Annotated in this window: 17 protein-coding genes, 1 tRNA gene and 2 pseudogenes; 6 read left to right on the top strand and 14 right to left on the bottom strand. The window is 71.6% G+C overall.

Annotation, left to right across the window (positions count from 1 at the left end; all coding sequences use genetic code 11):
• Nucleotides 1-45: 45 nt before the first annotated feature.
• Nucleotides 46-3,963, bottom strand: a complete 3,918-nt coding sequence (locus GSY65_RS34395; protein WP_159775018.1) for an nSTAND1 domain-containing NTPase — start codon at nt 3,961-3,963, stop codon at nt 46-48.
• Between the two features lie 177 nt (nt 3,964-4,140).
• Complete coding sequence (locus GSY65_RS31745) at nt 4,141-4,515, bottom strand: hypothetical protein (RefSeq protein WP_159775016.1); 375 nt, start codon at nt 4,513-4,515, stop codon at nt 4,141-4,143.
• A 428-nt stretch (nt 4,516-4,943) separates the two neighbouring features.
• Between GSY65_RS31745 and GSY65_RS31740 the strand changes: the two genes are divergently transcribed.
• Complete coding sequence (locus GSY65_RS31740) at nt 4,944-6,314, top strand: glycoside hydrolase family 43 protein (protein ID WP_159775014.1); 1,371 nt, start codon at nt 4,944-4,946, stop codon at nt 6,312-6,314.
• 76 nt (nt 6,315-6,390) lie between these two features.
• On the opposite strand, the pseudogene fusA reads toward GSY65_RS31740, so the two are convergent.
• The 4 genes and pseudogenes from fusA to GSY65_RS31720 all read right to left on the bottom strand — a co-directional run.
• Nucleotides 6,391-6,726 (bottom strand): annotated as a pseudogene (fusA, locus tag GSY65_RS31735) (elongation factor G); the annotation flags it as partial.
• Between the two features lie 504 nt (nt 6,727-7,230).
• Nucleotides 7,231-7,737, bottom strand: a pseudogene (locus tag GSY65_RS31730) (glycosyl hydrolase); the annotation flags it as partial.
• Between the two features lie 22 nt (nt 7,738-7,759).
• Nucleotides 7,760-8,530, bottom strand: a complete 771-nt coding sequence (locus GSY65_RS31725) for a class I SAM-dependent methyltransferase (RefSeq protein ID WP_159775012.1) — start codon at nt 8,528-8,530, stop codon at nt 7,760-7,762.
• Nucleotides 8,531-8,678: 148 nt separating this feature from the next.
• Entirely contained in the window at nt 8,679-9,677 is a 999-nt protein-coding gene (locus GSY65_RS31720; protein WP_159775010.1) for an NAD-dependent epimerase/dehydratase family protein, read from the bottom strand.
• Between the two features lie 631 nt (nt 9,678-10,308).
• Between GSY65_RS31720 and GSY65_RS31715 the strand changes: the two genes are divergently transcribed.
• Entirely contained in the window at nt 10,309-10,893 is a 585-nt protein-coding gene (locus tag GSY65_RS31715; RefSeq protein ID WP_159775008.1) for a dTDP-4-dehydrorhamnose 3,5-epimerase family protein, read from the top strand.
• Nucleotides 10,894-10,978: 85 nt separating this feature from the next.
• Here the strand turns inward: GSY65_RS31715 and rfbB are convergent, their stop codons facing one another.
• The 6 genes from rfbB to sucC form a co-directional block, all read right to left on the bottom strand.
• Nucleotides 10,979-11,980, bottom strand: coding sequence for a dTDP-glucose 4,6-dehydratase (gene rfbB, locus GSY65_RS31710; RefSeq protein WP_159775006.1), 1,002 nt, complete (start codon nt 11,978-11,980; stop codon nt 10,979-10,981).
• A complete protein-coding gene (locus tag GSY65_RS31705) occupies nt 11,977-13,041 on the bottom strand; it encodes a glucose-1-phosphate thymidylyltransferase (RefSeq protein ID WP_159775005.1) in 1,065 nt (354 codons plus the stop codon). The genes rfbB and GSY65_RS31705 overlap by 4 nt, the downstream gene beginning before the upstream one ends.
• A gap of 297 nt (nt 13,042-13,338) precedes the next feature.
• A tRNA-Leu gene (locus tag GSY65_RS31700) sits at nt 13,339-13,423 on the bottom strand.
• Nucleotides 13,424-13,651: 228 nt separating this feature from the next.
• Complete coding sequence (locus tag GSY65_RS31695; protein WP_159775003.1) at nt 13,652-15,223, bottom strand: aldehyde dehydrogenase family protein; 1,572 nt, start codon at nt 15,221-15,223, stop codon at nt 13,652-13,654.
• A gap of 1 nt (nt 15,224) precedes the next feature.
• Nucleotides 15,225-16,109: a succinate--CoA ligase subunit alpha gene (gene sucD, locus GSY65_RS31690; protein WP_159775001.1), complete on the bottom strand. Its 885-nt coding sequence runs from the start codon at nt 16,107-16,109 to the stop codon at nt 15,225-15,227.
• An 11-nt stretch (nt 16,110-16,120) separates the two neighbouring features.
• Nucleotides 16,121-17,251, bottom strand: a complete 1,131-nt coding sequence (sucC, locus tag GSY65_RS31685; RefSeq protein WP_159774999.1) for an ADP-forming succinate--CoA ligase subunit beta — start codon at nt 17,249-17,251, stop codon at nt 16,121-16,123.
• A 144-nt stretch (nt 17,252-17,395) separates the two neighbouring features.
• On the opposite strand from sucC, the gene GSY65_RS31680 reads away from it, so the two are divergent.
• The 4 genes from GSY65_RS31680 to GSY65_RS31665 all read left to right on the top strand — a co-directional run bounded on the left by GSY65_RS31680 (nt 17,396) and on the right by GSY65_RS31665 (nt 24,068).
• Nucleotides 17,396-19,081: a thiamine pyrophosphate-binding protein gene (locus GSY65_RS31680; RefSeq protein ID WP_159774997.1), complete on the top strand. Its 1,686-nt coding sequence runs from the start codon at nt 17,396-17,398 to the stop codon at nt 19,079-19,081.
• Between the two features lie 12 nt (nt 19,082-19,093).
• Complete coding sequence (gene frc, locus GSY65_RS31675) at nt 19,094-20,323, top strand: formyl-CoA transferase (RefSeq protein ID WP_159774995.1); 1,230 nt, start codon at nt 19,094-19,096, stop codon at nt 20,321-20,323.
• A gap of 3 nt (nt 20,324-20,326) precedes the next feature.
• Nucleotides 20,327-22,459 (top strand): acetate--CoA ligase family protein, encoded by a 2,133-nt coding sequence (locus tag GSY65_RS31670; RefSeq protein WP_159774993.1) that lies wholly within the window; start codon nt 20,327-20,329, stop codon nt 22,457-22,459.
• A 220-nt stretch (nt 22,460-22,679) separates the two neighbouring features.
• On the top strand, nt 22,680-24,068 hold the full coding sequence (locus tag GSY65_RS31665; RefSeq protein WP_159774991.1) for an OFA family MFS transporter: 1,389 nt from the start codon (nt 22,680-22,682) through the stop codon (nt 24,066-24,068).
• An 85-nt stretch (nt 24,069-24,153) separates the two neighbouring features.
• Here GSY65_RS31665 and GSY65_RS31660 read toward each other — a convergent pair whose 3' ends face one another.
• Together GSY65_RS31660 and GSY65_RS33435 are read right to left on the bottom strand one after the other, a co-directional pair.
• Nucleotides 24,154-25,200 (bottom strand): sugar phosphate isomerase/epimerase family protein, encoded by a 1,047-nt coding sequence (locus GSY65_RS31660; protein ID WP_159774989.1) that lies wholly within the window; start codon nt 25,198-25,200, stop codon nt 24,154-24,156.
• Nucleotides 25,201-25,275: 75 nt separating this feature from the next.
• Nucleotides 25,276-25,500: a hypothetical protein gene (locus tag GSY65_RS33435; protein ID WP_201452874.1), complete on the bottom strand. Its 225-nt coding sequence runs from the start codon at nt 25,498-25,500 to the stop codon at nt 25,276-25,278.
• Nucleotide 25,501 lies beyond the last annotated feature (1 nt).

Genomic DNA, 25,501 nt, shown 5'->3' with positions numbered 1-25,501 from the left:
GTCCCGGCGGGTCGCGCGGCGGCCGGAGGCGGCCCGGTGCGCCGCTCAGCGGCCCCCGCAGCTGCCCGAGTCCGCCGCGAGGGGCACCCCGGGCAGCAGTGTGGCCTGCTCCTCGGGGCCGATGTCGGCGCGCAGCCGGCAGACGTCCGCCAGCCGCGCGGCGGGGTCGAGGTCCCACAGCCGTACGGTGCCGTCGGTGCTGCTGCTGGCGACCGTGCGCCCGTCGGGGGCGAAGTCGACGGCCCACACCGCGCTGGAGTGGCCGGTGAGCGTCGCCCACGGCCGCCGCGCGGCCACCTCCCACAGCCGGACCGTGCGGTCGTTGCCGCTGCTGGCGAGGGTGTGGCCGTCCGGACTGAACGCCACTCCGCGCACCGCGCCCGAGTGGCCGGTGAGGGCGGCCTCGAAGCGGCGGTGCCGGACGTCCCACAGCCGTACGGTGCCGTCGTTGCCGCTGCTGGCGAGGGTGCGGCCGTCCGGGCTGAACGCGACGCCCCGGACGGCGCCCGAGTGGCCGGTGAGCGCGCCCAGTTCGCGGTGCGAGGCGACGTCCCACAACCGTACCGTCAGATCGTCGCCGGCCCCGGCCAGGGTGCGGCCGTCGGGGCTGAAGGCGACATCGTTGACGAAGTCCTCGTGGCCGCGGAGCACGGTGATCTGACGGCGCCCCGCCACGTCCCACAGGCGGACCGTGTGGTCGGCACCGGCCGACGCCAGGGTCCGCCCGCCGGGGGCGAAGGCGACGGCGAAGACCTGCCCGGCGTGCCCGGTCAGCTTCTTCAGCGCCGCGCGCCGCGCGACGTCCCACAGCCGGACCGTGCCGTCGGAGCCCGCGGACGCGAGGGTCCGCCCGTTGGGCGAGAAGGCCACCGAGAACACGGTCTCGGTGTGCCCCTTCAGCGCCGCGACGAGGGCGTGCGTCCGCGCGTCCCACAGCCGTACGGCGTGATCGGCGTCGGCGGTGGCCAGAAGCCTCCCGTCGGGGCTGTACGCGGTCTGCCAGACCTCCGTGAACGGACGGGACGTCAGGACCGGCCCGGCGAGGTCCCACAGGGCGACGGACTGGTCGAACCCGGCCGTGGCCAGCAGGGCGCCGTCGGAGGTCACGGCCACGCCGAGGACGTAGTCGGTGTGACCGGCGAGCACCGAGGTCTGCCGGCCACTGCGCACGTCCCACAGCCGGGTCGTGCCGTCGCCGACCGCGCCGACGACCGTCGTGCCGTCCGGGGTGAAGACGACGGCGTTGATGTCGTCGCTGCTCCCGGTGAACGTGGCGGTCGGCCGTCGGTCGCGCACGTGCCACAGCCGTACGGTCCGGTCGACGCCCGCGGACGCCACCGTGGCGCCGTCCGGGGAGAAGGCGACGCCGAGCACCTCGTCGGTGTGGCCGTCGAGTTCGTCGACGGGCCGGTTCCGCCGGGTGTCCCAGAGCCGTACGGCGCGGTCGGCGCCGGCGGAGACGAGCATCCGCCCGTCGGGGGCGTAGGCCAGAGCGTTGACGCTGCCCCGGTGGCCGCGGAAGGTGGCGACGGGCCGGGGCGGGCGGGCCCCGGTGTCCCACACCCGGACGGTGCCGTCGGCGGCCGCGACGGCCAGCCTGCCGCCGCGCGGGTCGAAGGCGACGGCCCGCGCGCCCCTCGTGGCGTCGGAGAGCGCGCCCGTCCTGCGGTGCGCGGTGGTGCTCCACAGGGTCACCGGTCCGTCGGTCGACGTCACCGCGACCGTCCGGCCGTCGGGGCCGAAGGCGACCGAGCGGGCCCGTCCGGGCACGGCGAACCGGGCGAGGACGCGGTGGGCCCCGGCCGTGGCGCGCAGGAGCACCGTGCCGTCGGAGCTGGCGGTCGCGAGCATCCGGTCGCCGGGGGCGAACGCCACCGCGTTGACCGGTCCGCGATGGCCGTCGAGGCGGGCGGAGAACGGCTGTGCCTGGGTGCTGAGCAGGGCGCCGCGGGCCTCGGCGGTGGTCGCGGCGCGGTAGGCCTCCCCGGCGAGCAGCATCGACGCCTCGGGCCGGCCCCCGGCGAGGGACGCGGACCGTGCGGCGAGGGCCTGGGAGCGGGCGACACGCTCCTGGTCGAGGGCGCCCTCGCGCTGCTGGTAGGCGAGCCCGCCGGCGGTCACGGCGAGGCCCAGCAGCACGGCGAGGGTGGCGAGCATGGACTGCCGCAGCCGTACCTGCCGCCGGGCCTGCCGGCGGCGGCCGTCCTCCTCGGCCTGACTGACCGTCAGGAACGCCCTCTCGTCGGGGGCGAGCCTGTTCCAGCCGTCGGACTCGTCGGCCCACGTCCGTACGGTGTCGAGGCGGGTACCCCGGTAGAGGGCGGACGGGTCGCGGTTCTCGCGTTCCCATTCGGCGGCGGCGTGGGCGAGTTGCTGGTGGAGGAGGAGCCCGGCCCGGTCGGCGTCGATCCAGTCGCGCAGCCGGGGCCAGGCGTGCAGCAGGGCCTCGTGGGTGATCTCGACGGTGTCGCTGTCCAGCGTGATGAGCCGGGCCCGGACGAAGGCGTCGAGCGCGGCGGCGGCCCCGTCGGCGTCGCCGAGCTGCGCCATCAGCGCGGCGCGGCCCATGCGGCGGCGGGTCGCCCCGGCCCCGTCCATGACGAGGACCAGCCGGGACAGGATGCGGCGGATCGTCCTCTGCTCGGCGGGATACAGCCGGGCGAACACGTTCTCGGCGGTGCGGGCGACCGCCCCCTGGATGCCGCCGGCCCGTTCGTACCCGTCGACGGTCAGTGCGGAGCCGCGGCGCCGCTGCCAGGTGGCGAGCAGTGCGTGGGAGACGAGGGGGAGCGCGCCGGAGGGTGTCGCGTCGGAGCCGGTCGCGGGGGTCCGGGGGCCGGTGCCGGGGTCGTCGCGGAGTCCGGCGTCCCGCAGCAGCAGGGGGACCAGGCCGGGTTCGAGGGTGACCCCGGCGAGTTCGGCGGGGCGGGTGATGGACTCGCGCAGTTCGGCGACGGTCATCGGGGACAGGACGAACAGTCCGTCGGTGAGGGCCCGGGCCAGTTCGGGGAGGTCGAGACAGCGGCCGGTGAAGTCGGCGCGCACGCCGAGCACCACGACGGCGGCCGGGTGCAGCTGCTCGGCGGGCCGGGAGGTCGCGAGGGCGCACAGCACGCGGACGTACGAGCGGCGTTCGTCGTCGTCGGGGCAGAGCGTGAAGAGTTCCTCGAACTGGTCGACGATCAGCACCGGCCGGGGCGGTGGGGGTTGCCGGTCCCCCTCGGTCCGCGGCGGGGTCTGCGCGCGGGCCCGTACGGCGCCGAGCAGGGCGCCCGGGTTGTCCCGCACCTCGTCGGCGGTGACGCCGAGGTCGCTGCCGAGGGCCTTCGCGACGCGTTCCAGCAGTTCGTCCAGGGGGCGCGAGGTGGGGGTGAGCAGCACGACCGGCCAGCGGTCGGCGCCCGGCATGGGGAGGTCGCCGCGGCGGAGGGCCGGGACGAGTCCGGCGTTGAGCAGGGACGACTTGCCCGCGCCGGACGGGGCGACGAGCATCAGGGGGCCGCCGCCGATCCGTCCGAAGATCCGCTCCACCAGTGCGGCCGTCGCGCGGTCCCGGCCGAAGAACATCTCCGCGTCCTGCGGGGTGAACGCGGCCAGACCGCGGTAGGGACAGCTCTCGTCGGACGACCGCTCCACGGGCTCGCCGTCGCTACGGGGATCGCTGTCGGTGCGGGACGCGCCGTCGCGGGGCGGCGCCTGCTGCACCAGCCGCAGCAACGCGCCCTCGGCGCCGAGTACTTGGTCGCACAGCCGGGCGACGTCGACGGTCGCGCGCTTCGTGCCGGTCTCGATCTTGCTGAGGTAGCCCTTGCTGTAGTGGGTGCGCCGGGCCAGGTCGGTGAGGGACAGTCCGCGCTCGTGTCTCAGCCGTCTGAGTTGTGCCGGGAAGGACAGCGTGGTCAGCGCGTCCCGGTCCCGTCCGTGGTGAGGGTCTGGTTGCTGTCCGTGCTGCGGGTCCCCCAAGGTGTCCCCCAAGGCAGTGCGGCCGTGAGACGGCGGACGCCCAGGTTACTTCCGGGTCCGCGGGGGCGGCCAAGTCTTTCACCCGGAGTGGCGAAACAGGAACGAACCCGGAACCGCGGGCAGCCGGTTCCGGGTTCGTTCCCCCGCGGGGAAGCGGACTTCCTCGCCGAGCGGTCGCTACGGGCGGTTGAGCCGGATGGAGTTGACCGGCGTCAGGTCCGCCCAGACGCCGCTCTGCGCCCTGATGTTGTAGTTGCAGTTCTGGCCGTTGAAGTTGAGGCACAGGTCCGCGGTCGCGCCGCCGGTCTGGTTGTTGAGGACCCAGTGCCACCCGACCTGGTTCCTGAGGTTGTGCGGCCCGTAGGCCCAGTAGACGTCGCTCGGGCTGACGGCCGGGTTCTGGTTCTGCGGGTAGATGCACACCGCACCGGACGGACATCCGGCCCAGTCGGCCGCCGGCGCCGCCGGCTTCGCCTCGGCCGTACCGCCGAGCGCCACGACCGCTGCCGCAGAGGTCACGAGCGCGGCGGCGCCGCGGAACATCTTGCGCATGTCTCCCCCTTTGAGGATCTTCCTGCTTGGTCCTGCAGGCCCTGCTGCTGACGACCCCAGACTTGCCCTCCCGCTCACCGGGGACCACGGGTTTCCTGTTGCCCTCCGTGCGGCCGGCCGGGAAACAAGGTGGGACCAGGCAGGACACGGAGGCGGAGGCAACGCCGTGGACGGGCGCGGGAACAGGCACGGGGGCGTACGCGGGGACGGACACGAGGGCGTACACGGAGACGGGCGAGCGGCACAGACGGGCCTCAGCGGAGCCACAGGGCACTCGAAGCGGAATCACGCTTCGCAGAAACCCCTGCGCCATCCATTGACGTGCACATTACTCCCTCCTATCTTCTGACCGAAGTTCCGCACGAGGTACGACATTTCGAACAACCTCCCCACGCCTCAGGGCAGTTCACGCAGAAATGGGACGAGCGTTGAACAGAACCCTCAGGGCGGTCCTCGCCCTGCTGACCTCGGTGGCCGCCCTGCTGGGCCTCACCACCGCCTTCGCCGGACCGGCCGGAGCCGCCCACCCACCGGCGGGCCAGGCGACGCGGTACACGATGACCGCGTTCACGAACACCAGCGAGTCGAACATGTACGTGTACGACTCGCCGGACGCCACCGGCTTCACCCTCCGCAAGGGCCCGGCCTACACCCCGCCCTCCGGGCTGATCCGCGACCCCAGCATCTTCAAGCACACCGACGGCTACTACTACCTGACGTACACCACCCGCACCTGGTCGGCGCTCTCCACCACCATCGGCTTCGCCCGCTCCACCGACCGCCTGAACTGGACCTTCCTCTACGACTACACGGTCCCGATCAGCGGTCTGCAGCGTGCCTGGGCCCCGGAGTGGTTCGTCGACAGCAACGGCAGCGTCAACATCATCCTGTCCGCGTCCGTCGCCGCCGACGGCGAGTGGATCTTCAAGCCGTACAAGCTGACGGCCACCAACTCCTCCCTCACCGCGTGGTCGGCGCCCACCGTGCTGTCCGGCATCGGCCCGAACTACATCGACACCTTCATCGTCAAGGTCGGCTCCACGTACCACGCGTTCACCAAGAACGAGACGACCAAGTACATCGAGTACGCCACCGCCTCCAGCCTCACCGGCCCCTACACCTTCCGGAAGACCGGCGACTGGGCGGGCTTCGGCAGCTACGTCGAGGGCCCGGCGCTCGTGCCGCTCGACAACGGCGGCTGGCGCATCTACTACGACGCCTACTCGGCAGGGAAGTACTGGTACAGCGACAGCTACGACAACTTCGCCACCTGGTCCACCCCGACCGAGCTGCCCGGACTCACCGGCTTCGTCCGCCATCTGACCGTCCTGAAGGAGACGGTGTCCGGCGGCGCGACCCTGCCGGCCAACACCACCCGGTCCCTGCAGTCCGTCAACTACCCCGGCCGCTACGCCGTGGTCCGCTCCGACAGCCTCGGCTACGTCGACCCGGTGACCTCCTCCAGCACCACCGCCGTCAAGCAGAGCGCCACCCTCACGATCGTGCCCGGTCTGGCGGACGCCAACTGCTACTCCTTCCGCGACTGGGCGGGCCGCTACCTGCGCCACTGGGACTACCGCGTCCGCTTCGACACCAGCAACAACACGGCCGTCTTCAACAAGGACGCCACCTACTGCGCCCGCCCGGGCAGCACGTCCGGCTCGGTCGGTCTGGAGTCGTACAACTACCCCGGCCGCTATCTCCGCCACTACAACTACGAACTCCGCGTGGACCTCTACCAGGCCACGGACACCTTCCGGGCCGACAGCTCCTTCACCGCGGTGACTCCCTGGGCGTGAACCGGGACGCGTCCCCGCGCCACCGAGAAGGGCGCGGGGAACCGTGTGCGGGGAGCGGGGCCGCGGGCGCGGTCCCCTACCGCTCACTCACCCCCGCGGTGGCGGGCGCCACCGCGTATCCGGCGGGGCGCGTCGTGAACGTCCCCCGCCCCTGCGTACGGCTGCGCAGCCGTGTCGCGTACCCGAACAGCTCGGCCAGCGGCACTGTCGCGCCGACCACCACGGAACCGCCGCGGGCCTGCGAGTCCGACACCCGGCCGCGCCGCGCCGCGAGGTCCCCGAGGACCACGCCCACCGCGTCCGCGGGCACCGTCACGGTGACCTCGGCGACGGGTTCCAGCAGCGCCATCGTGCTGCCCCGCAGCGCCTCGCGCAGCGCGAGCCGCCCGGCCGTGCGGAACGCAGCCGAGCTGTGTCAGGGCAGCGCGATTCCCGTGCGGGGCGAGGGACGAGGAGGGCACGCCGAAGGACGGGCACGGGACAGGTCCGTCACCGCGTCTCGGCGCGTGGGGTCGACGTCAGACCGGCGTCACGGGCATCCGGTACCGGCCGCGCAGCGGGCACCGGACGGGCGAGGACACGAGGATCACCTCGTACAGGGACGAGGGGACGACGACAGCGGTGCGGTCGCACACGGCCGGTCCCCTCTCTCTGGTCACAGGTCACACGTCATGTGGAGCGCGCCGCGATCTCGTGCGGCGCGCGACGTGTGCCGAGTCCAGGGACGGCGACGGGGCCGGGTCACCGCGTTTTCGTCGGCCGGGGCGACGGCCCTGAGGGCGTCCACGTGCACGACGCCCTGGGTCACGGTGCCGCCGCCCCGGCAGAGGTACAGGGTGAACGCCGTCAGCTTGGCCGGCCGGGCCGCATCGAGCACGGCTCCGGCGTGGGTGGTGTCCCAGGGGCGGGCTGGAACTCACCGAAGGGCACCGTGATCTCCTGCCCGGCCGTGTCGGCCGGCGGGAAGCGGTACCTGGAACGGGATGCCGTCGGCGACGATCTCCACCGCCACGCCGTTGTCGGAGCCGTCGCCCCACCAGAACCAGCCGCCGCTGTTCGCGTGGAAAAGGCGGAGGATCACGGGGATGGCGGTGCCGTCCGGTCGGCGCGCGCCCTTGGCCGCCTTCGCGACGCGGTCGCGGAAGGCGTCGAAGGCGGTGTGCTTCGCGCCGCCGGGCAGGATCTGCCGGACCACGCGGCCCGTGGTGCCGTAGGAGTTCCCGCCGGTGACGAAGTTCGGCAGGTGGGCGCTGAGGGTGTTGATCCCGCCGCGTGCGTCGCCCTGGCGGATCCAGCGGCTGAGCGCGGCGAGGTTCCCGGCGTGGGTGCCGTCCTCGACGCCGGGGCGTTCGTCGCCGTCGAGGACGAGGGTGTCCCAGCCGAAGATGACGGGGTGGTCGCCGACCGCGGCCCGGGTGTCGGACGCCCTGCTCCGCGCTCCTGTCTCACTCGCCCCATTTCAGGTAGATCACCGGGGGCTCGCGGCCGGGCAGTTGGCGCAGCGGGGCGTGGTCGAGGCCGAGCACCTCGCGCAGGGCCACCGTCTCTCCGGGCCACTTGGGGTGGGCCAACTCGTCGAAGGCGAGGATGCTGCCCTTGGTCAGGTACGGCTTGATGACCTCCAGGAGTTCCCTGGTGGGCTGGTAGAGGTCCAGGTCGAAGTAGGCGAGGGCGATGACCGTCTCCGGGTTGTCCTCCAGGTACTTCGGGACCGTCTCCCGTACGTCCCCCTGGACGAGGAAGGAGCGCTGCGTGTGGCCGAACGGCTCACTGGCCTCGTGGGCGGCGAGCACCTCCCGCAGGTGGTCCACCTCACCGTCGGGGACCGCGAAGCGCCCGGGGACCGCGCTGGTGCTGACCCGGTCCACGTCCTCGATGTCGGGGAAGCCGGTGAAGGTGTCGAAGCCGACGATACGGCGCAGCGAGTTGTAGGGCTCGTAGATGCTGCGCAGTGCCGTGAGCGTGACGAGGTGCCTGCCGTGCAGCACCCCGAACTCCATGATGGTGCCGGGGACCTCGGGCAGCATGCGGTACAGGGCGTCCATGCTGAGCAGGTCGGCCAACTGGTGGCGCCGGAGATAGACCGGAAGGTTGTCGATCAGGTACTTCGGCGGGATGGGGCTGTCGACGAACAGCTTGGTCAGCCGCTCACGGACGTCGCGTTCCCGGTCGGACTCGTGCGGCACGATCCGGGGGTCGGTGAACTTCTCAGTCATGGACGCGTTTCCCCTTCGGGGTTTCTCGGTGGCTGCTGATGAACATACGGACGACGGCTCGGGGCTCCCACCCCTAACGCCCCCTGTCGATCCGGAACAGGAATCCGGAACAGGACTCAGGAAGCAGGAAGCAGAAAGCAGGAAAGGGTCAGCCCGATGGACGTGCGGAGATCCGGCGCTTTCGGTACCAGTCCGCCGTCTGTTCCAGACCCTCCCGCAGACCACGCGGTCGGAAATCGATGATTCCGCCGAGGCGGGTGAGGTCGAGTGTGCGACTGGACCGTCCCGTGGGCTTCTCCCGGTCGAACGTGATGCGGTCCGGCTTTCCCAGGACGGCACACACGAGATGTGCCAGCTGCCGCATGGAAACCGTTTCCGAGGTCCCCATGTTGACCGTGTGGTGGGTGTTCTTCTCGACCATCCGCAGAACCGCGTGCACGAGGTCGGTCACGAACATGTAGGTGCGGGTCTGGCTTCCGTCTCCCCAGATCACGATCTCCTGGTCGGCCGCGGCTCTGGCGAGCATGGCGGGGATCACCCGGTCCGCGCCCGGCGCGAAGTTGTCACGCGGCCCGTAGACGCCGGTGAGCCGGGGCCGGAAGACGTTCATCCCGTGCTCGTGCCGGTAGGTGTCCGCCAGCATCTCCTCGTAGAGCTTCGCCAGGTAGTACCCGTCGGTCGCGTACCGCACCCCCGTGCGGAAGTCGTCCTCCTCCTTCAGCGGGCGGGTCGCGGACGACCGGTACACCTCGCCGGAGCCGAGGAGGACGACGTCCGAAGTCCCGTGGTCGCGAGCGCACTTGAGGACGTTGGCGGCGGGCCGGAAGTTGGCCTCGAAGACGGTCGCGGGGTGGTCGTACCGGAATCCCGCGCGTCCCCACATGGCGGCGCAGTGGACCACTGTGTCCACGCCCCGCTCCGCCCCGTCGAACACGCGGCGGAGCGCGGTCTCGTCGCAGAGGTCGACACGGACACTCAACAGCCTTTTGGTGACAGGAAGCTGGGCCAGCCTGTGCCGGTCGTCCGTCCGGTACAGGCAGATCACGTGGGCCTGACGCGCGAGCAGTTCCTCGACGACGTGCGATCCGATGAAACCGGTACCGCCCGTCACGACGACCGTCCGGTCGGCCCACGCTCGCGCTGACATGTGACCGGCTCCTTTTCGTGTTCGGGCAGGCAACTCGGGAGGGGGAGGAGAGAGGAGGGAAGCGCGACGGCGGGCGCCGGACCGCAGACCATCCGCACGGAAGGTCTCCTTCCGGTTGGGCGGCGTGCGATCCATTCAAGTGCCCGGCGCGAGACGGAGACCAGGGTCCCGGCCCCCTATCCGTGGCGTGCGTTCCCCCTCCTCCCCGTCCGGGGGGTGAGCGCGTGCGCCACGAGGGATTAGGGGTTGATCACCTCCAGGCCGCGGAGGAGCATCGGCGGCGGAGCACCCGTGGCCTCGGAGCTCCGGGTCCCCGCCGCAGCTGTGCCGCCGCCGGCGCGATCCGCGACCCACGATCCGCGATCCGCGGCCCGCGGCCCGCACAGCCGGGGACGACGCCGGCATCGACCGGACGAGCGACACGACGTCCATGACGGTGCGGCTGCCGCCGGGCCGACGGCCTGTGCGGCGTCGACCTTCCGGCATGCCCCTCGGAGAAGGCGGCATGCCCCTCGGAGAAGGCGGCACCGCATGTCCCACCGACCCCGACCGAGATGGGATCACCTGACCATGACACATCGCGTTCTCCCGCCGAGCGGGCCCGCCGGACGACCGGGAAGGGGTGAGCGGCGTGCGGGCGCGTGAGCTGGCGATCGCCGGTGCCTTCGAGTTCACCCCGGACGTCCACGCCGACCAGCGGGGCCTGTTCGTGGCCCCCTACCAGGAACCGGCGTTCGTCGAGGCGGTGGGCCGGCCGTTCTCCGCCGCCCAGCTCAACTACAGCCGGTCCGCGCGGGGGGTGATCCGGGGTCTGCACTTCACCCGGACACCTCCGGGGCAGAGCAAGTACGTGTACTGCGCCGGCGGACGCGCGCTGGACGTGATGCTCGACGCCCGGGTCGGCTCGCCGACCTTCGGGAAGTGGGACGCCGTCGAGCTCGGGGGCGGGTCCTTCCGGGCCGTGTACTTCCCTCTCGGCGTCGCGCACAGCTATGTGGCGCTGGAGGACGACACCGTGATGGCCTACATGGTCAGCGGGAGCTACGTCGCCGAACAGGAGTTGGCGATCCACCCGCTGGACCCGGAGCTGCACCTGCCCTGGCCCCAGGACATCACCCCGATCCTCTCCCCGCGCGACCGGGCCGCCCCGAGCCTCGCCGAGGCGCTCGCCACCGGTGTGCTGCCCCGCTACGAGGACTGCGTCCTGGCGCGATAGGGGGCACCGGGGCCTGCCACGGCCGGTCCCCCGCGGGCATCCGTCGGTCCCCTGCCCGCGAACGGGCAGGGGACACGGGTCACCGTCAGGCGTCGTTCCCGCGCCGCGCGCGGGCCGCTCGTGCGGTCGTGAGCGGCTTCCACCAGCCGGGGTTGTCGCGGTACCAGGCGACCGTGTCGGTCAGTCCCGCGTCGAAGTCGATCCGGGGGGCGTAGCCCAGTTCCTCGCGGATCTTCGTGGAGTCGAGCGAGTAGCGCAGGTCGTGTCCCGGCCGGTCCGCCACCGGGTGGACCATGGACGGCGGGGCCCCGCACAGCTCCAGCAACCGCTTCGTGAGCCACAGGTTCGTCCGCTCGGCCCCGCCGCCGATGTTGTACACCTCTCCGGGACGCCCCCGGGTGAGCACCAGCTGCAGCGCCCGGCAGTGGTCGTCCACGTGCAGCCACTCACGGACGTTGGAACCGTCGCCGAACAGCGGGACCGGCCGGCCCTCCAGCAGATTGCTGACGAACCGCGGGATCAGCTTCTCCGGGTTCTGGTACGGGCCGTAGTTGTTGCAGCAGCGCGTCACGGAGACGTCGAGGCCGTGGGTGCTCCAGTACGCGCGGGCGATCATGTCAGCCCCCGCCTTGGACGCGGAGTAGGGGGAGTTGGGCGACAGCGGCCACTCCTCGGTCCAGGACCCCTCGGTGATCGAGCCGTACACCTCGTCGGTGGAGACGTGCAGCACCCGGGGGACTCCGGCCCGCAGACAGGCCTCCAGCAGGGTCTGGGTGCCGGCCACGTTCGTCCGCACGAACACCGCGGGATCGTCTATGGAGCGGTCCACGTGCGACTCGGCCGCGAAGTGCACTGCGACGTCGTGTCCCGGCAGCAGCTCCATCAGGGCCGTCAGGTCGCAGACGTCACCCCGGACGAACCGCATCCGCGGGTGGGCCCGGGGCAGGCTGCCGCGGGTGCCCGCGTAGGTCAGGGCGTCGTAGACGGTGATCTCGGCGTCCTCGAAGCCCTCGTAGCCGCCCGCCAGCATGGTGCGCACGTAGTGGGAACCGATGAATCCCGCGCCTCCGGTGACGAAGACCTTCATGCGGCCACCTCCACGCGGGCATCGTCGCCGATGATCAGCCGGTGACCGGGGCTCTCCCGGCCCGTGCCGACGACGGCGGACCGGCCGATCATGGAGCCGTGCAGGTTCGGTACGTCCGTGACGGTCGCCCCGTCGAGGGTGATCGAGTGGCCGATGCCGGAACGGCGCAGCACACAGTCGCGGCCGATCGACGTGTACGCGCCGACCCGGCAGTCCTCGACGGTGCTTCCCGCGCCGATGATCACCGGGCCCTCGATGCGGGAACGCACGATCCGGGCTCCCGCCTCCAGTACGACGGGCCCGATCAGTACGCTCCGGTCGTCCACCTCGCCGACGATGTCGCCGGTGAGGCCGGCGAGGAGGCGGCGGTTGCACTCCAGGACGTCGTCCACCCGGCCGGTGTCCTGCCAGTAGCCGTTGTACTCGCTGGCCCGCACGTCGGCGCCGGAGGCCACCAGCCACTGCAGGGCGTCGGTGATCTCCAGCTCGCCCCGGGCGCTGGGCGTGATGGCGTCCACGGCCGCGTGGATGTGGACCGTGAAGAAGTACACACCGATGAGCGCCAGGTTGCTGCGCGGGTTCTGCGGCTTCTCCACCAGCCGGGCCACCGAGCCGTCCGGACGCAGTTCCACCACCCCGAAGGCCCGCGGGTCGGGCACCTTGTGCGTCACCAGCTGCGCGGCCGGGCGTTCGGCGCGGAACGTCTCGGCGACAGCGCTGATCCCGTTGGGAAGGATGTTGTCGCCCAGATACATGACGAAGTCGCTGTCGCCGAGGAAATCCCGTGCGATGCGCACACAGTGGGCGAGGCCCAGCGGGCGCTCCTGGCGTATGTACACGATCCGCACCCCGTAGCGGGAACCGTCACCGAGTACTTCGCGTACGCGTTCCTCCCAGTCGCCGACGACCACGCCGACCTCGGTGACACCCACCCGGCCGATGTTCTCCAGCACGTGTTCCACCACCGGTTTGTTGGCGACGGGAAAGAGCTGTTTGGGCATGGAGTGACTGAAAGGGCGCAGACGGGTTCCCGTCCCGCCGGCCAGGACTAGGGCCTTCATCGCGGTCCTCTCCTCACTGCCTGCCGCATTCACGGCCGCGGCGAAATGACAGGGAAATTCCGGCTCGCCGATTTCGGCAATGTGCCGAGGCGGGATGACTCAACGCATTACTGAAGGCCCCGTTCGGAAACCTGATGAGGAGGCTATAGAGTCCCGGAATTGCCCACCACCCCTACATCCCCTTATCCGCCCTCGCCCTCCTCCCCTCCCCTCGCCCGTCGCCCCCTGTCCTCCGGACACCCTCCGGACATGACGAAGCGGGCCCATCGTCATCACGATGAGCCCGCTTCGCAGGTGTGTCCGAGGGGGGACTTGAACCCCCACGCCCGATAAAGGGCACTAGCACCTCAAGCTAGCGCGTCTGCCATTCCGCCACCCGGACGAGGTGTCTGCCGCCTGGCCGGGGGTGTTCCCCGCGGCGACATGGACAACAATACCAAGGTTTCGGGGTGGCTTTCACCTGCGTATCCGACCCCGGGGCGGGGTCGTGCGGGCCTCGCCGAGCAGGCTCGCACGACCCTCACCAGGGGTGATCGGTGGATCACGGTCGGACGGTCAGGCCGGACGGTCACGGTCAGGCACTCACGGCCGGACGGTCACGGGCCGGCGGTCACGGCATGAGGTGGTAGTCGGGGAAGTTCCCCGGCAGCCGCTCCCCCGGCGGTCCCTGGGTGACCGTCTTCACCAGCAGTTCACCGCCGACGAAGGCGCCCCGCCAGGACGCGCCGAAGCCGCCGAAGAGTTCCTCGCGGTCCCCGCGCGAGCGGGGTGTGCCGTGGCCGACCTTGAACGCCCGGATCTGCGGGGCCAGCCGCTCGTACGTCGCCCGGTCGTCGGTGGACAGGGTGGCGACGAGCGCGCCGTTGGAGGCGTTCATGGCGGCGAGCAGTTCCGCCTCGGTGTCGACGAGGACGATCGTGTCGACCGGGCCGAAGGGTTCCGCGTGGTGGAGCGGCGAGGACGGCGGCGGGTTCAGGAGCGTGACGGGCTGGACGTACGCGCCGGTGTCCTGGCCGGGCAGGAAGCGGGCGTCGGCGGGTCTGCCCCGGTACAGCGGGACGGCGCCCCGGTCGACGGCCTCGGCGACCTGGTCGGTGAGTTCCTTGGCCTTGGCCGCGTTGATCACCGGGCCGAAGTCGAGCCGCGGGAACGGGTCGTCCGGCTGCTCGACGGCCAGGGGGTGGCCGACCCTGAGGGTGCGGACCGCCGGGAGGTACGCGGCGAGGAAGTCGTCGAACAGTGCGCGCTGGACGACGAAGCGCGGGTAGGCCGTACAGCGCTGTTTGCCGTAGTCGAAGAGCTTGGGGAGGACGGCGGTGAGCGCGTCCCAGCCGGTGTGGTCCCAGATGCCCCAGGTGTTCAGGCCCTCCTGTTCCAGGACGTGGCGTTTGCCGCGGTCGGCGACGGCCGTGGCGACCGCGGCGCCGGTGTCGCGGCCGCCGACGAAGGAGACGCAGCCGATCTCGGGGGCCCGCACCAGCGCCTCGGACAGCTCGCCCCCGCTGCCGCTGACGAGGGTGACGGGGATGCCCTCGCGGGCGGCGAGCGCGCAGGCCAGGGTGAGGCAGGCGACACCGCCGTCGGTCGGGGTCTTCGCGATGACCGCGTTCCCGGCGAGGGCCTGGACCAGCATCGCGTGGACGAGCACGCTCATCGGGTAGTTCCAGCTGGCGATGTTGGACACCGGCCCGTCCAGCGGGGCCCGGCCCTCGACCATGGGCTCGATGCCGTCGACGTACCAGCGCACGCCGTCGACGGCCCGGTCCACGTCGGCCCGCGCGAGCCGCCAGGGCTTGCCGATCTCCCAGACGAGCAACAGGGCGAGCAGGTCGCGGTGGTGGGTGAGGGCGTCGAGGGCGGCGGCGACCCGGGCCCGGCGTTCGCCGAGGGGGACGTGGCGCCAGGCCCGGTGCTGGTCGAGACAGGCGCGGACCGCCCGGTGCGCGGCGGCCGCGTCCAGGCGGGGCGGGCCCGCGACGGGGCGGCCGTCGACGGGGCTGGTGGCGGGCAGCGCCCGGCCGTCGGCCCGCCAGGCGGCGCCCCAGAGGTTGAGGACGCGGTCCTCCCGGAACGCCTCGGGGGCGACGGCGAGACAGCGCCGCCAGGCGTCGGACCAGGACGTGCCGGCTTTGAGGGTGAGGGCGGGGGCGGGGGCGGTGTTCGGGGTGACGGCGGGTGTCATGTCACGCGCCGTCTTCCAGGGCGGCCAGGACCAGCCGGGCCGTCTCGGTGGGGGTGCTCCCGACGCGTACGCCGGCCGCCTCCAGGGCCTCCTTCTTGGCCTGGGCGGTGCCGGACGAGCCGGAGACGATCGCCCCGGCGTGCCCCATGGTCCTGCCCTCGGGCGCGGTGAACCCGGCGATGTAGGCGACGACGGGCTTGGTGACGTGGTCGCGGACGTACGCGGCGGCCCGTTCCTCGGCGTCGCCGCCGATCTCCCCGATGAGGACGACGATCTCGGTGTCCGGGTCGTCCTCGAACGCGGTCAGGCAGTCGATGTGGGTGGTGCCGACGACGGGGTCGCCGCCGATGCCGACGCAGGTGGAGAAGCCGGTGTCGCGCAGTTCGTGCATCAGCTGGTAGGTGAGTGTGCCCGACTTGGAGACGAGGCCGATGCGGCCCGGCTTGGTGATGTCGGCCGGGATGATGCCGGCGTTGGACTGGCCGGGGCTGATCAGCCCGGGGCAGTTGGGGCCGATGACGCGGGTGCCCCGGGCCCGCGCGTGGGCGGTGAAGGCGACGGCGTCGTGGACGGGGATGCCCTCGGTGATGACGACCGCGAGGCCGATGCCCGCGTCGGCCGCCTCGGTGACCGCCGCCCTGGCGAAGGCGGGCGGGACGAACACGACGCTCACGTCGGCTCCGGTGGCGTCCATGCCCTCGTGGACGGAGCCGAAGACGGGGACGGCGTGGTCGTCCAGGTCGACGGTACGGCCGGCCTTGCGGGGGTTGACGCCGCCGACGACGGTTGTGCCGGCGGCGAGCATGCGGCGGGTGTGCTTCATGCCCTCGGCACCGGTCATGCCCTGGACGAGGACCTTGCTCTCCTGGGTGAGGTAGATGGCCATGTCCGGGCTCCTCAGGCTGTGTGGGCGAGTTCGGCGGCGCGGCGCGCGGCGCCGTCCATGGTGGTGGCCTGCTGGACCAGCGGGTGGGCGCGGGCGTCGAGGACGGCACGGCCGCGCGCGGCGTTGTTGCCGTCGAGGCGGACGACCAGGTGCTTGGTCGGTCGGACGCTGTCCAGGGCCCGCACGATGCCCTCGGCGACCGCGTCGCAGGCGGTGATCCCGCCGAAGACGTTGACGAGGACGCACTTCACGTCGGGGTCGGCGAGGACGACGGACAGGCCGTCGGCCATGACGTGGGCGGAGGCGCCGCCGCCGATGTCGAGGAAGTTGGCGGGGCGGGCGCCGCAGCCGGCGACGACGTCGAGGGTCGACATGACGAGGCCGGCGCCGTTGCCGATGACGCCGACCTCACCGTCCAGCTTCACGTAGGTGAGTCCCTTGGCGGCGGCCGCCGCCTCCAGCGGATCGTCGGGGGCGAGTTCCGTCTCGCCCCAACGGGTCTGCCGGAAGGCGGCGTTGTCGTCGAGGGTGACCTTGCCGTCGAGGGCGAGGATCCGGCCCTGTTCGGTGCGGACGAGCGGGTTGACCTCGACGAGGAGGGCGTCCTCGCGGACCAGCACCTCCCAGAGCCGTACGAGGACGTCGACGGTCCGCGCGGGCAGTCCGGCCGCGTCGGCGATCTCGGCCGCCTTCGCCGAGGTGACGCCCTGCGCCGGGTCGACGGGGACGCGCGCGACGGCCTCGGGGCGGGTGGCGGCCACCTCCTCGATGTCCGCGCCGCCCTCGGCGGAGGCGATCGCGAGGAAGCGGCCGGCTCCGCGGTCGAGGACGTAGGAGACGTAGAACTCGCTCTCGATCGCGACGGGTTCGGCGACCATCACCGTGCGGACGGGGTGGCCCTTGATGTCCATGCCCAGGATCTGCCGTGCCGTCAGTTCGGCGGCGGCCGGGTCGGCGGCGATCCGCACCCCGCCCGCCCTGCCGCGTCCACCGGTCCTCACCTGGGCCTTGACGACGACGCGTCCGCCGAGTCGGCGGGCGATCGCGCGTACCTCCTCGGGCGAGTCGGTGACCTCCGCCCGCGGCACCGAGATGCCGTGTTCCTCGAAGAGTTCCCTTGCCTGGTGTTCGAACAGGTCCATTCCGGCTCCTGACTCAGAAGTGCCGCACGCCCCCTGGACACCACCCACCGGATGCGGGATAACAAGCTTCATACAGTATTCGTCGACTGTATGCAATCAACCGCGAGAGCGTTCCAACCCCCTACGAAGGGACAGGACTTCGCCATGCCCGACGGCAACAGCCAGGAGCTCATTTCCGGTGGTCACCTCGTAGCGAAGGCACTCAAGGCGGAGGGTGTGGACGTCATCTACACCCTGTGCGGCGGCCACATCATCGACATCTACGACGGCTGCGTCGACGAGGGCATCGAGGTCGTCGACGTACGCCACGAACAGGTCGCCGCACACGCCGCCGACGGATACGCGCGCGTCACGGGCAAGCCCGGCTGCGCCGTCGTGACCGCCGGCCCCGGCACGACCGACGCCGTCACCGGTGTCGCCAACGCCTTCCGGGCGGAGTCCCCGATGCTGCTGATCGGCGGTCAGGGGGCGCACACCCAGCACAAGATGGGGTCCCTCCAGGACCTGCCGCACGTCGACATGATGACGCCGATCACCAAGTTCGCGGCGACCGTGCCCGACACGGCGCGCGCCGCGGACATGGTCTCGATGGCGTTCCGCGAGTGCTACCACGGAGCCCCCGGCCCCTCCTTCCTGGAGATCCCGCGCGACGTCCTCGACGCCAAGGTGCCCGTGGAGAAGGCGCGGGTGCCGAAGGCCGGTGCCTACCGTGCCTCGACCCGCTCCGCCGGCGACCCCGAGGCGATCGAGCAGCTCGCCGACCTGCTGGTGCACGCCGAGAAGCCCGCGATCCTGCTGGGCAGCCAGGTGTGGACGACCCGCGGCACCGAGTCCGCCGTCGAACTGGTGCGCACGCTCAACATCCCGGCGTACATGAACGGCGCAGGACGCGGCACGCTGCCCCCCGGCGACCCGCACCACTTCCAGCTCTCCCGCCGCTACGCCTTCTCCAACGCCGACGTCATCGTCATCGTCGGCACGCCCTTCGACTTCCGCATGGGCTACGGCAAGCGGCTCTCGCAGGACGCGACCGTCGTCCAGATCGACCTCGACTACCGGACCGTCGGCAAGAACCGCGACATCGACCTCGGGATCGTCGGCGACGCCGGGCTGGTCCTGAAGTCGGTGACCGAGGCGGCGTCCGGGCGGCTCAACGGGGGCGCCTCCAGGCGCAAGGAGTGGCTGGACGAGCTGCGCGCCGCCGAGCAGACCGCCGTCGAGAAGCGGCTGCCGCAGCTGAGGTCCGACGCCTCCCCGATCCACCCGTACCGCCTGGTCAGCGAGATCAACGACTTCCTCACAGAGGACTCGATCTACATCGGCGACGGCGGCGACATCGTCACCTTCTCCGGCCAGGTCGTCCAGCCCAAGTCGCCCGGCCACTGGATGGACCCCGGCCCCCTCGGCACGCTCGGCGTCGGCGTCCCCTTCGTGCTCGCCGCCAAGAAGGCACGGCCCGACAAGGAGGTCGTCGCCCTCTTCGGCGACGGCGCGTTCTCCCTCACCGGCTGGGACTTCGAGACCCTCGTCCGCTACGACCTGCCGTTCGTCGGCATCGTCGGCAACAACTCCTCCATGAACCAGATCCGTTACGGCCAGAAGGCCAAGTACGGGGAGGAACGCGAGCGGATCGGCAACACCCTCGGCGACGTCCACTACGACAAGTTCGCGCAGATGCTGGGCGGTCACGGCGAGGAGGTCCGCGATCCCGCCGACATCGGGCCCGCGCTGCGGCGCGCCCGCGAGTCGGGCAAGCCGTCGCTGATCAACGTCTGGGTCGACCCTGACGCGTACGCCCCCGGAACCATGAACCAGACGATGTACAAGTGAGGTGACCCCGGCATGACCAAGGCTCTCGCAGGCATCCGCGTCCTCGACATGACGCACGTCCAGTCCGGTCCGTCGGCCACCCAGCTCCTCGCCTGGCTCGGCGCGGACGTCGTGAAACTGGAGGCACCGGGCGGCGACATCACCCGCAGGCAGCTGCGCGACATCCCAGACGTCGACTCGCTGTACTTCACGATGCTCAACTGCAACAAGCGGAGCATCACCCTCAACACCAAGACCGAACGCGGCAAGGAGATCCTCACCGAGCTGATCCGGCGCTCCGACGTCATGGTGGAGAACTTCGGCCCCGGCGCCGTCGACCGGATGGGCTTCACCTGGGACCGCATCCAGGAGATCAACCCGCGGATCGTCTACGCCTCCATCAAGGGCTTCGGCGACGGCCCCTACACCAACTTCAAGGCGTACGAGGTCGTCGCGCAGGCCATGGGCGGGTCGATGGCCACCACCGGCTTCGAGGACGGGCCGCCGCTGGCGACGGGCGCCCAGATAGGGGACTCCGGCACGGGCGTCCACGCCGTCGCGGGTATCCTCGCGGCGCTCTACCAGCGGGAGAGCACCGGCCGCGGTCAGCGGGTCAACGTCGCGATGCAGCACGCCGTGCTCAACCTGTGCCGGGTGAAGCTGCGCGACCAGCAGCGGCTGGCGCACGGCCCGCTGCGGGAGTACCCCAACGACGACTTCGGCGACGAGGTCCCGAGGTCCGGCAACGCCTCCGGCGGCGGGCAGCCCGGCTGGGCGGTCAAGTGCGCGCCGGGCGGCCCCAACGACTACGTGTACGTGATCGTGCAGCCCGTCGGCTGGCAGCCGCTCAGCGAACTCATCGGCCGGCCCGAGCTGGCCGAGGACCCCGAGTGGGCGACCCCGGAGGCCCGGCTGCCGAAGCTGGGCAAGATGTTCCAGCTGATCGAGGAGTGGTCGTCCACCCTGCCCAAGTGGGAGGTGCTGGAGCGGCTCAACGCCCACAACATCCCCTGCGGGCCCATCCTGTCCACGAAGGAGATCATCGAGGACGACTCGCTGGTCGCCAACGAGATGGTCGTCACCGTGCCGCACCCCGAGCGCGGCGACTTCGTGACCGTGGGCAGCCCGCTGAAGCTCTCCGACTCCCCCGTGGACGTCACCAGTTCGCCGCTGCTCGGCGAGCACAACGAGGAGGTCTACGTGGGCGAGCTGGGTCTCGGCGACGAGGAACTGCGCCTGCTCAAGTCGAACGGGGTGATCTGAGTGATGGCCGAGGACCGGAAGCCGCGGGTGCGCGCGCTCCTCGACACCGTGCGCGCCGAGGGCCGTCGCGCGCTCACCGCGCCCGAGGGCAAGGTGATCGCCGACGCGTACGGCATCGCCGTACCCGGCGAGGAACTGGCGCGGGACGTCGACGAGGCCGTGAAGCACGCGGCCCGCTTCGGCGGACCGGTGGTCATGAAGATCGTCTCCCCGGACATCCTGCACAAGACCGACGCCGGCGGGGTGGTCGTCGGGGTGGAGGGCGCCGTCGACGTGCGGGCGGCGTTCCACACCATCGTCGACAACGCCCGCGCGTACGCCCCCGAGGCACGCATCGAGGGCGTCCAGGTGCAGGAGTTGCTGCCGAAGGGGCAGGAGGTCATCGTCGGCGCGGTGACGGACCCGACGTTCGGGAAGGTCGTCGCCTTCGGGCTCGGCGGGGTGCTGGTGGAGGTCCTCAAGGACGTCACCTTCCGGCTCGCGCCGGTCACCGCCGACGAGGCGCTGTCCATGCTGGACTCGATCCGCGCGGCGGAGATCCTGCGCGGGGTCCGCGGCGCGGCCGCCGTGGACCGGTGGGCGGTCGCCGAGCAGATCCGCCGGGTGTCCCAACTGGTCGCGGACTTCCCGGAGATCGCCGAGGTCGACCTCAACCCGGTGATCGCCACCCCCGAGGGCGCGGTCGCCGCGGACATCCGGGTGATCCTCGCGGAGTCGGTGCCCAGGCCCCGGCGTACGTACTCCCGCGACGAGATCCTCACCTCGATGCGGCGGCTGATGCAGCCCTCGTCGGTCGCCGTGATCGGCGCCTCCAACGAGCAGGGCAAGATCGGCAACTCGGTGATGCGCAACCTCGTCGACGGCGGCTTCCCCGGCGGGATCCATCCGGTGAACCCCCGCGCCGATGACATTCTGGGCCGCAAGGCGTACAAGAGTGTCACGGACGTTCCCGGTGAGGTGGATGTGGCGGTCTTCGCGATCCCCGCCAAGTTCGTGGCCGCGGCGCTGGAGGAGGTGGGTCGCAAGGGCATCCCCAACGCCGTGCTCATCCCCTCCGGGTTCGCCGAGACCGGTGAGCACGCACTCCAGGCGGAGATCGTGGCGATCGCCGAACGGCACGGCGTCCGGCTCCTCGGGCCGAACATCTACGGCTACTACTCGACATGGCAGGACCTGTGCGCCACGTTCTGCACGCCGTACGACGTCAAGGGCGGCGTCGCGCTGACCTCGCAGTCCGGCGGCATCGGCATGGCCATCCTGGGCTTCGCCCGCACCACGAGGACGGGGGTGTCGGCGATCGTCGGCCTCGGCAACAAGTCCGACCTGGACGAGGACGACCTGCTCACCTGGTTCGGCGAGGACCCCCACACCGAGTGCATCGCGATGCACCTGGAGGACCTGAAGGACGGGCGCGCCTTCGTGGAGGCGGCGCGGGCCACGGTCCCGAGGAAGCCGGTCGTGGTCCTCAAGGCGGGCCGTACGGCGGCCGGGGCGCGGGCGGCGGGCTCGCACACGGGCGCGCTGGCGGGCGACGACGCGGTGTACGACGACATCCTGAAGCAGGCGGGGGTCATCAGGGCGCCGGGCCTGAACGAGATGCTGGAGTACGCCCGCGCCCTGCCGGTGCTGCCGACCCCCAAGGGCGACAACGTCGTCATCATCACGGGGGCCGGCGGCAGCGGGGTGCTGCTGTCGGACGCGGTGACCGACAACGGGCTGTCGCTGATGGAGATCCCGCCGGACCTGGACGCGTCGTTCCGGGCGTTCATCCCGCCGTTCGGGGCCGCGGGCAACCCGGTGGACATCACCGGGGGCGAGCCGCCGTCGACGTACGAGGCGACGATCCGGCTGGGTCTGGAGGACCCGCGCGTGCACGCGCTGGTGCTCGGCTACTGGCACACCATCGTCACCCCGCCCATGGTGTTCGCCGAACTCACCGCGCGTGTGGTGGCCGAGTTCCGCGAGCGGGGCGTCGAGAAGCCGGTCGTGGCGTCGCTGGCCGGAGACGTCGAGGTCGAGGAGGCGTGCCAGTACCTCTACGAACGAGGGGTCGTGGCCTACCCGTACACGACGGAGAGGCCGGTGGCGGTGCTGGGCGCGAAGTACAGGTGGGCGCGGGCCGCGGGGCTGCTGTGACGGGCGCGTCAGCCGTGCCCCGGCCGGGGGCCCGGGGGGCGGCCCCCGGGCGTGGCACAGCCCGGTGGGCGCGGGCCGCGGGGTTGTTGGGGGGCGGTCGATGAGCTGAGCGACGGCTCGAACCACGGGTCCCGCGGCGACCGCTCACCGCGGGACCCGGCGCGAAGAAACACGGACAGGGGGCGCTGGCCAGTTCTTCCACGCGAAGGGTTCGATCGACATGACGACAACGGACATCTCCACATCCGTCCCCTACCGGGAGGTGACGGACGCAGGCGGCCGGGTGTACCGGATCGGCGAGTCCGACCTGGACATCATGGGGCGCACACGCAAGTGGATGGTCATCCTGCCGTGGGTGGGCATGATGGGCATCAGCTCGGCCGAGTACGCGTTCGCGTCCGCCGAGGAGACCCTGCACACCGCCCACCACTGGAGCGACCAGCACATCTTCTGGATGCTCGGCGTGTGGGTGTTCTTCCAGGCCGCCGTGGCCTTCCCGGCGGGGAAGCTCCGCGAGAGCGGCAGGCTGCCCGCCCGCTGGGCGATGATGCTGGGCGCCGTCGGCACCCTGCTCGGCTATCTCTCCCTCGCGTTCGCGCCGCACGTCGTCGTCGCGTACATCGGCTTCGGCATGTTCAGCGGCATGGGCGCCGGCATGGTCTACGCGACCTGCGTGAACATGGTCGGCAAGTGGTACCCGGAACGCAAGGGCGGCAAGACCGGCTTCGTGAACGGCGGGTTCGCCTACGGTTCGGTGCCCCTCGTGTTCCTCTTCACCGGGTACATGGACCTGACGAACTTCCGCTGGGTGCTCGTCGGCGTCGGGGTCCTCCTCGCGACGGTCGTCGCCGTCGCCGGGCACTTCTTCCAGGACCCGCCGAAGAACTGGTGGCCCGCGCAGGTCGACCCGCTGCGCAAGCCCGACGACCCGCGGGCGCGGCGCGCACTGGAGAAGAACCCGCCGGCCGTGAAGCAGTACACGCCGGCCGAGGCCTGGCGGACGGGCCGGGTGGCCCTGATGTGGTTCTGCCTGCTGTGCACCTCGGGGGTGAACATCTTCGGCATCGCCTTCCAGGTGCCGTTCGGCAACGAGGCCGGTTTCACGGGCGGGATCGTGGCGACCGCCATGTCCCTGAAGGCGATCGTCAACGGCACCGGCAGGGGTGTCATCGGCTGGCTCTCCGACCGGTACGGCCGCAAGGAGTGCCTGATCTTCGTCTGCGTCGTGCTGGGTCTCGCGCAGTACGGCATCCTGTGGTCCGGGAACATCGGCAACCTTCCGCTGTTCCTGGTGTTCTCCAGCGTCTCCGGCTTCGGCGGCGGCGCGATCTTCCCGATGTTCGCGGCGATGACCGCGGACTACTTCGGTGAGAACAACAACGCCTCCAACTACGGCCTGGTGTACAGCTCCAAGCTGGTGTCGGGTCTGCTGGGCTCCGGGCTGGGCGCCGTGGTCGTGGGCGCCTGGGACTACACGGGGGCCTTCGTCCTCGCCGGTTCCATCTCGCTGTTCGCCGGGGTCGTGGCCTTGTTCCTGCACCCGCCGGGACGGCCGCGCACCAAGCACATCGCCCCCAATCCCCGTCCGCTCGGTGACGAGGTGGCGTGACGCCGACGCGTACGGCGGCAGGCGGCCGCCCCGTGGTCCCGCACCACGGGGCGGCCGCCTGCCGCCGGTGTCCTGTCCGGTCGCGTCAGCACTTCTCCCGCAGCCGGTGCAGGTGCTCGCTGGAGCGGCGGGCGAACGTGAACGACTCGGTGGGGTTGTCGTGCTCGGCCTGCCAGTGGTGGGCGAGGCGGTGCCCCTTGAGCCGGGTGACGGCCGAGATGAACTTCTGGTAGTCGATGTCGCCGTCGCCGACGTCCACCATGCGGTAGCCGAACGGGTTCGACGGGTCGCTCTCGCCGTCCTTCACATGGAAGAGGGGGTAGCGGTTCGGGCGCTTGAGGACGTAGTCGAGGGGCTCGAACGGGGCGGGGGTGCCGTCCGGCCGCTTCGAGAAGCGGAACTGGGCGACGTACGCCCAGAAGATGTCCATCTCCAGGTAGACGAGGCCGGGGTCGGTCTCGCGGAGCAGCACGTCGTAGAGGCGGACGTGCGGCTGGTCGGAGGCGAAGGCGAACTCCTCGGAGTGGTTGTGCTGGTAGAACTTCATGCCGCGCGCCCGGGCCGCCGCCCCGTAGGTGTTGAACTCCTCGGCGGCCCGCTTCATCGCGTCGACGGTGGTGCCGTAGCGGAACGGTCCGGCGGCGGTGCCGATGTGCTTCAGGCCGAGGGCCTGGGCGTCGTCGAGGACCTGGTCGAGGTTCTGGGCGAAGGTGTACGCGTTCGGGTCGTCGGAGTAGTAGCCGACGTGGCTGCCGATCGGGGTCAGGCCGTGGTTCCGGGCCAGCCGCTTCAGCTGCGCCAGGGTGATCGGGCCGGCGGATCCCTGGGTGTAGCCCGCGAACTCGACCTCGTCGTAGCCGTACTTCTCCAGTTCGGCGAAGACGGGCGCGAAGCCGAGGGTGGAGACCTTGTCGCGGAGGCTGTAGAGCTGGATGCCGAGGCGGCCGGGCGGCAGGACGGGGCGGCCCCCGCCCGTGCCCGCGGTGGCGGCCTCGGCTCCCTCCACGGCCTGGGCGGGGGAGGCGGCGGTGCCCAGGAGGGCGGCGACGGTGGCGCCCGCGGCCACGCCGAGCATGCCTCGTCTGCTGAGGCGGTGGGTCAGTTCGGGGTCGGGCTGGTGGGTGCGGCTCATACCGGGGACTCCTTGGTGGGGAGAGGTGTGGTCGGGGGCGGTTGCTTCACTGTGATCGGTGCGGGTGCCGGACGGTCACGTCGGACCGGCCAGTCGGAGCAGCGGTGCCTTCACATCGGTGGCCGCGAGGCGGTCGCCGACGGCTCGGGGGTGGAGCAGAGGAGGAGCGGACCGTCGTCGTCGCTCGGGGAGGCGTCCGTGGCTGCCGCGCAGAGGCGCGGGGTCCGGGGACACGACCGCCATGCGGTGGCGCAGCCCCGGCTTCTTGCTGGCGAGGGCGGTGGCCGCCCTGAGCTTCATG

The sequence above is a fragment of the Streptomyces sp. HM190 genome (assembly GCF_009857135.1).
Classification (GTDB): domain Bacteria; phylum Actinomycetota; class Actinomycetes; order Streptomycetales; family Streptomycetaceae; genus Streptomyces; species Streptomyces heilongjiangensis.
This window is presented reverse-complemented; position numbering and strand designations above follow the sequence as displayed.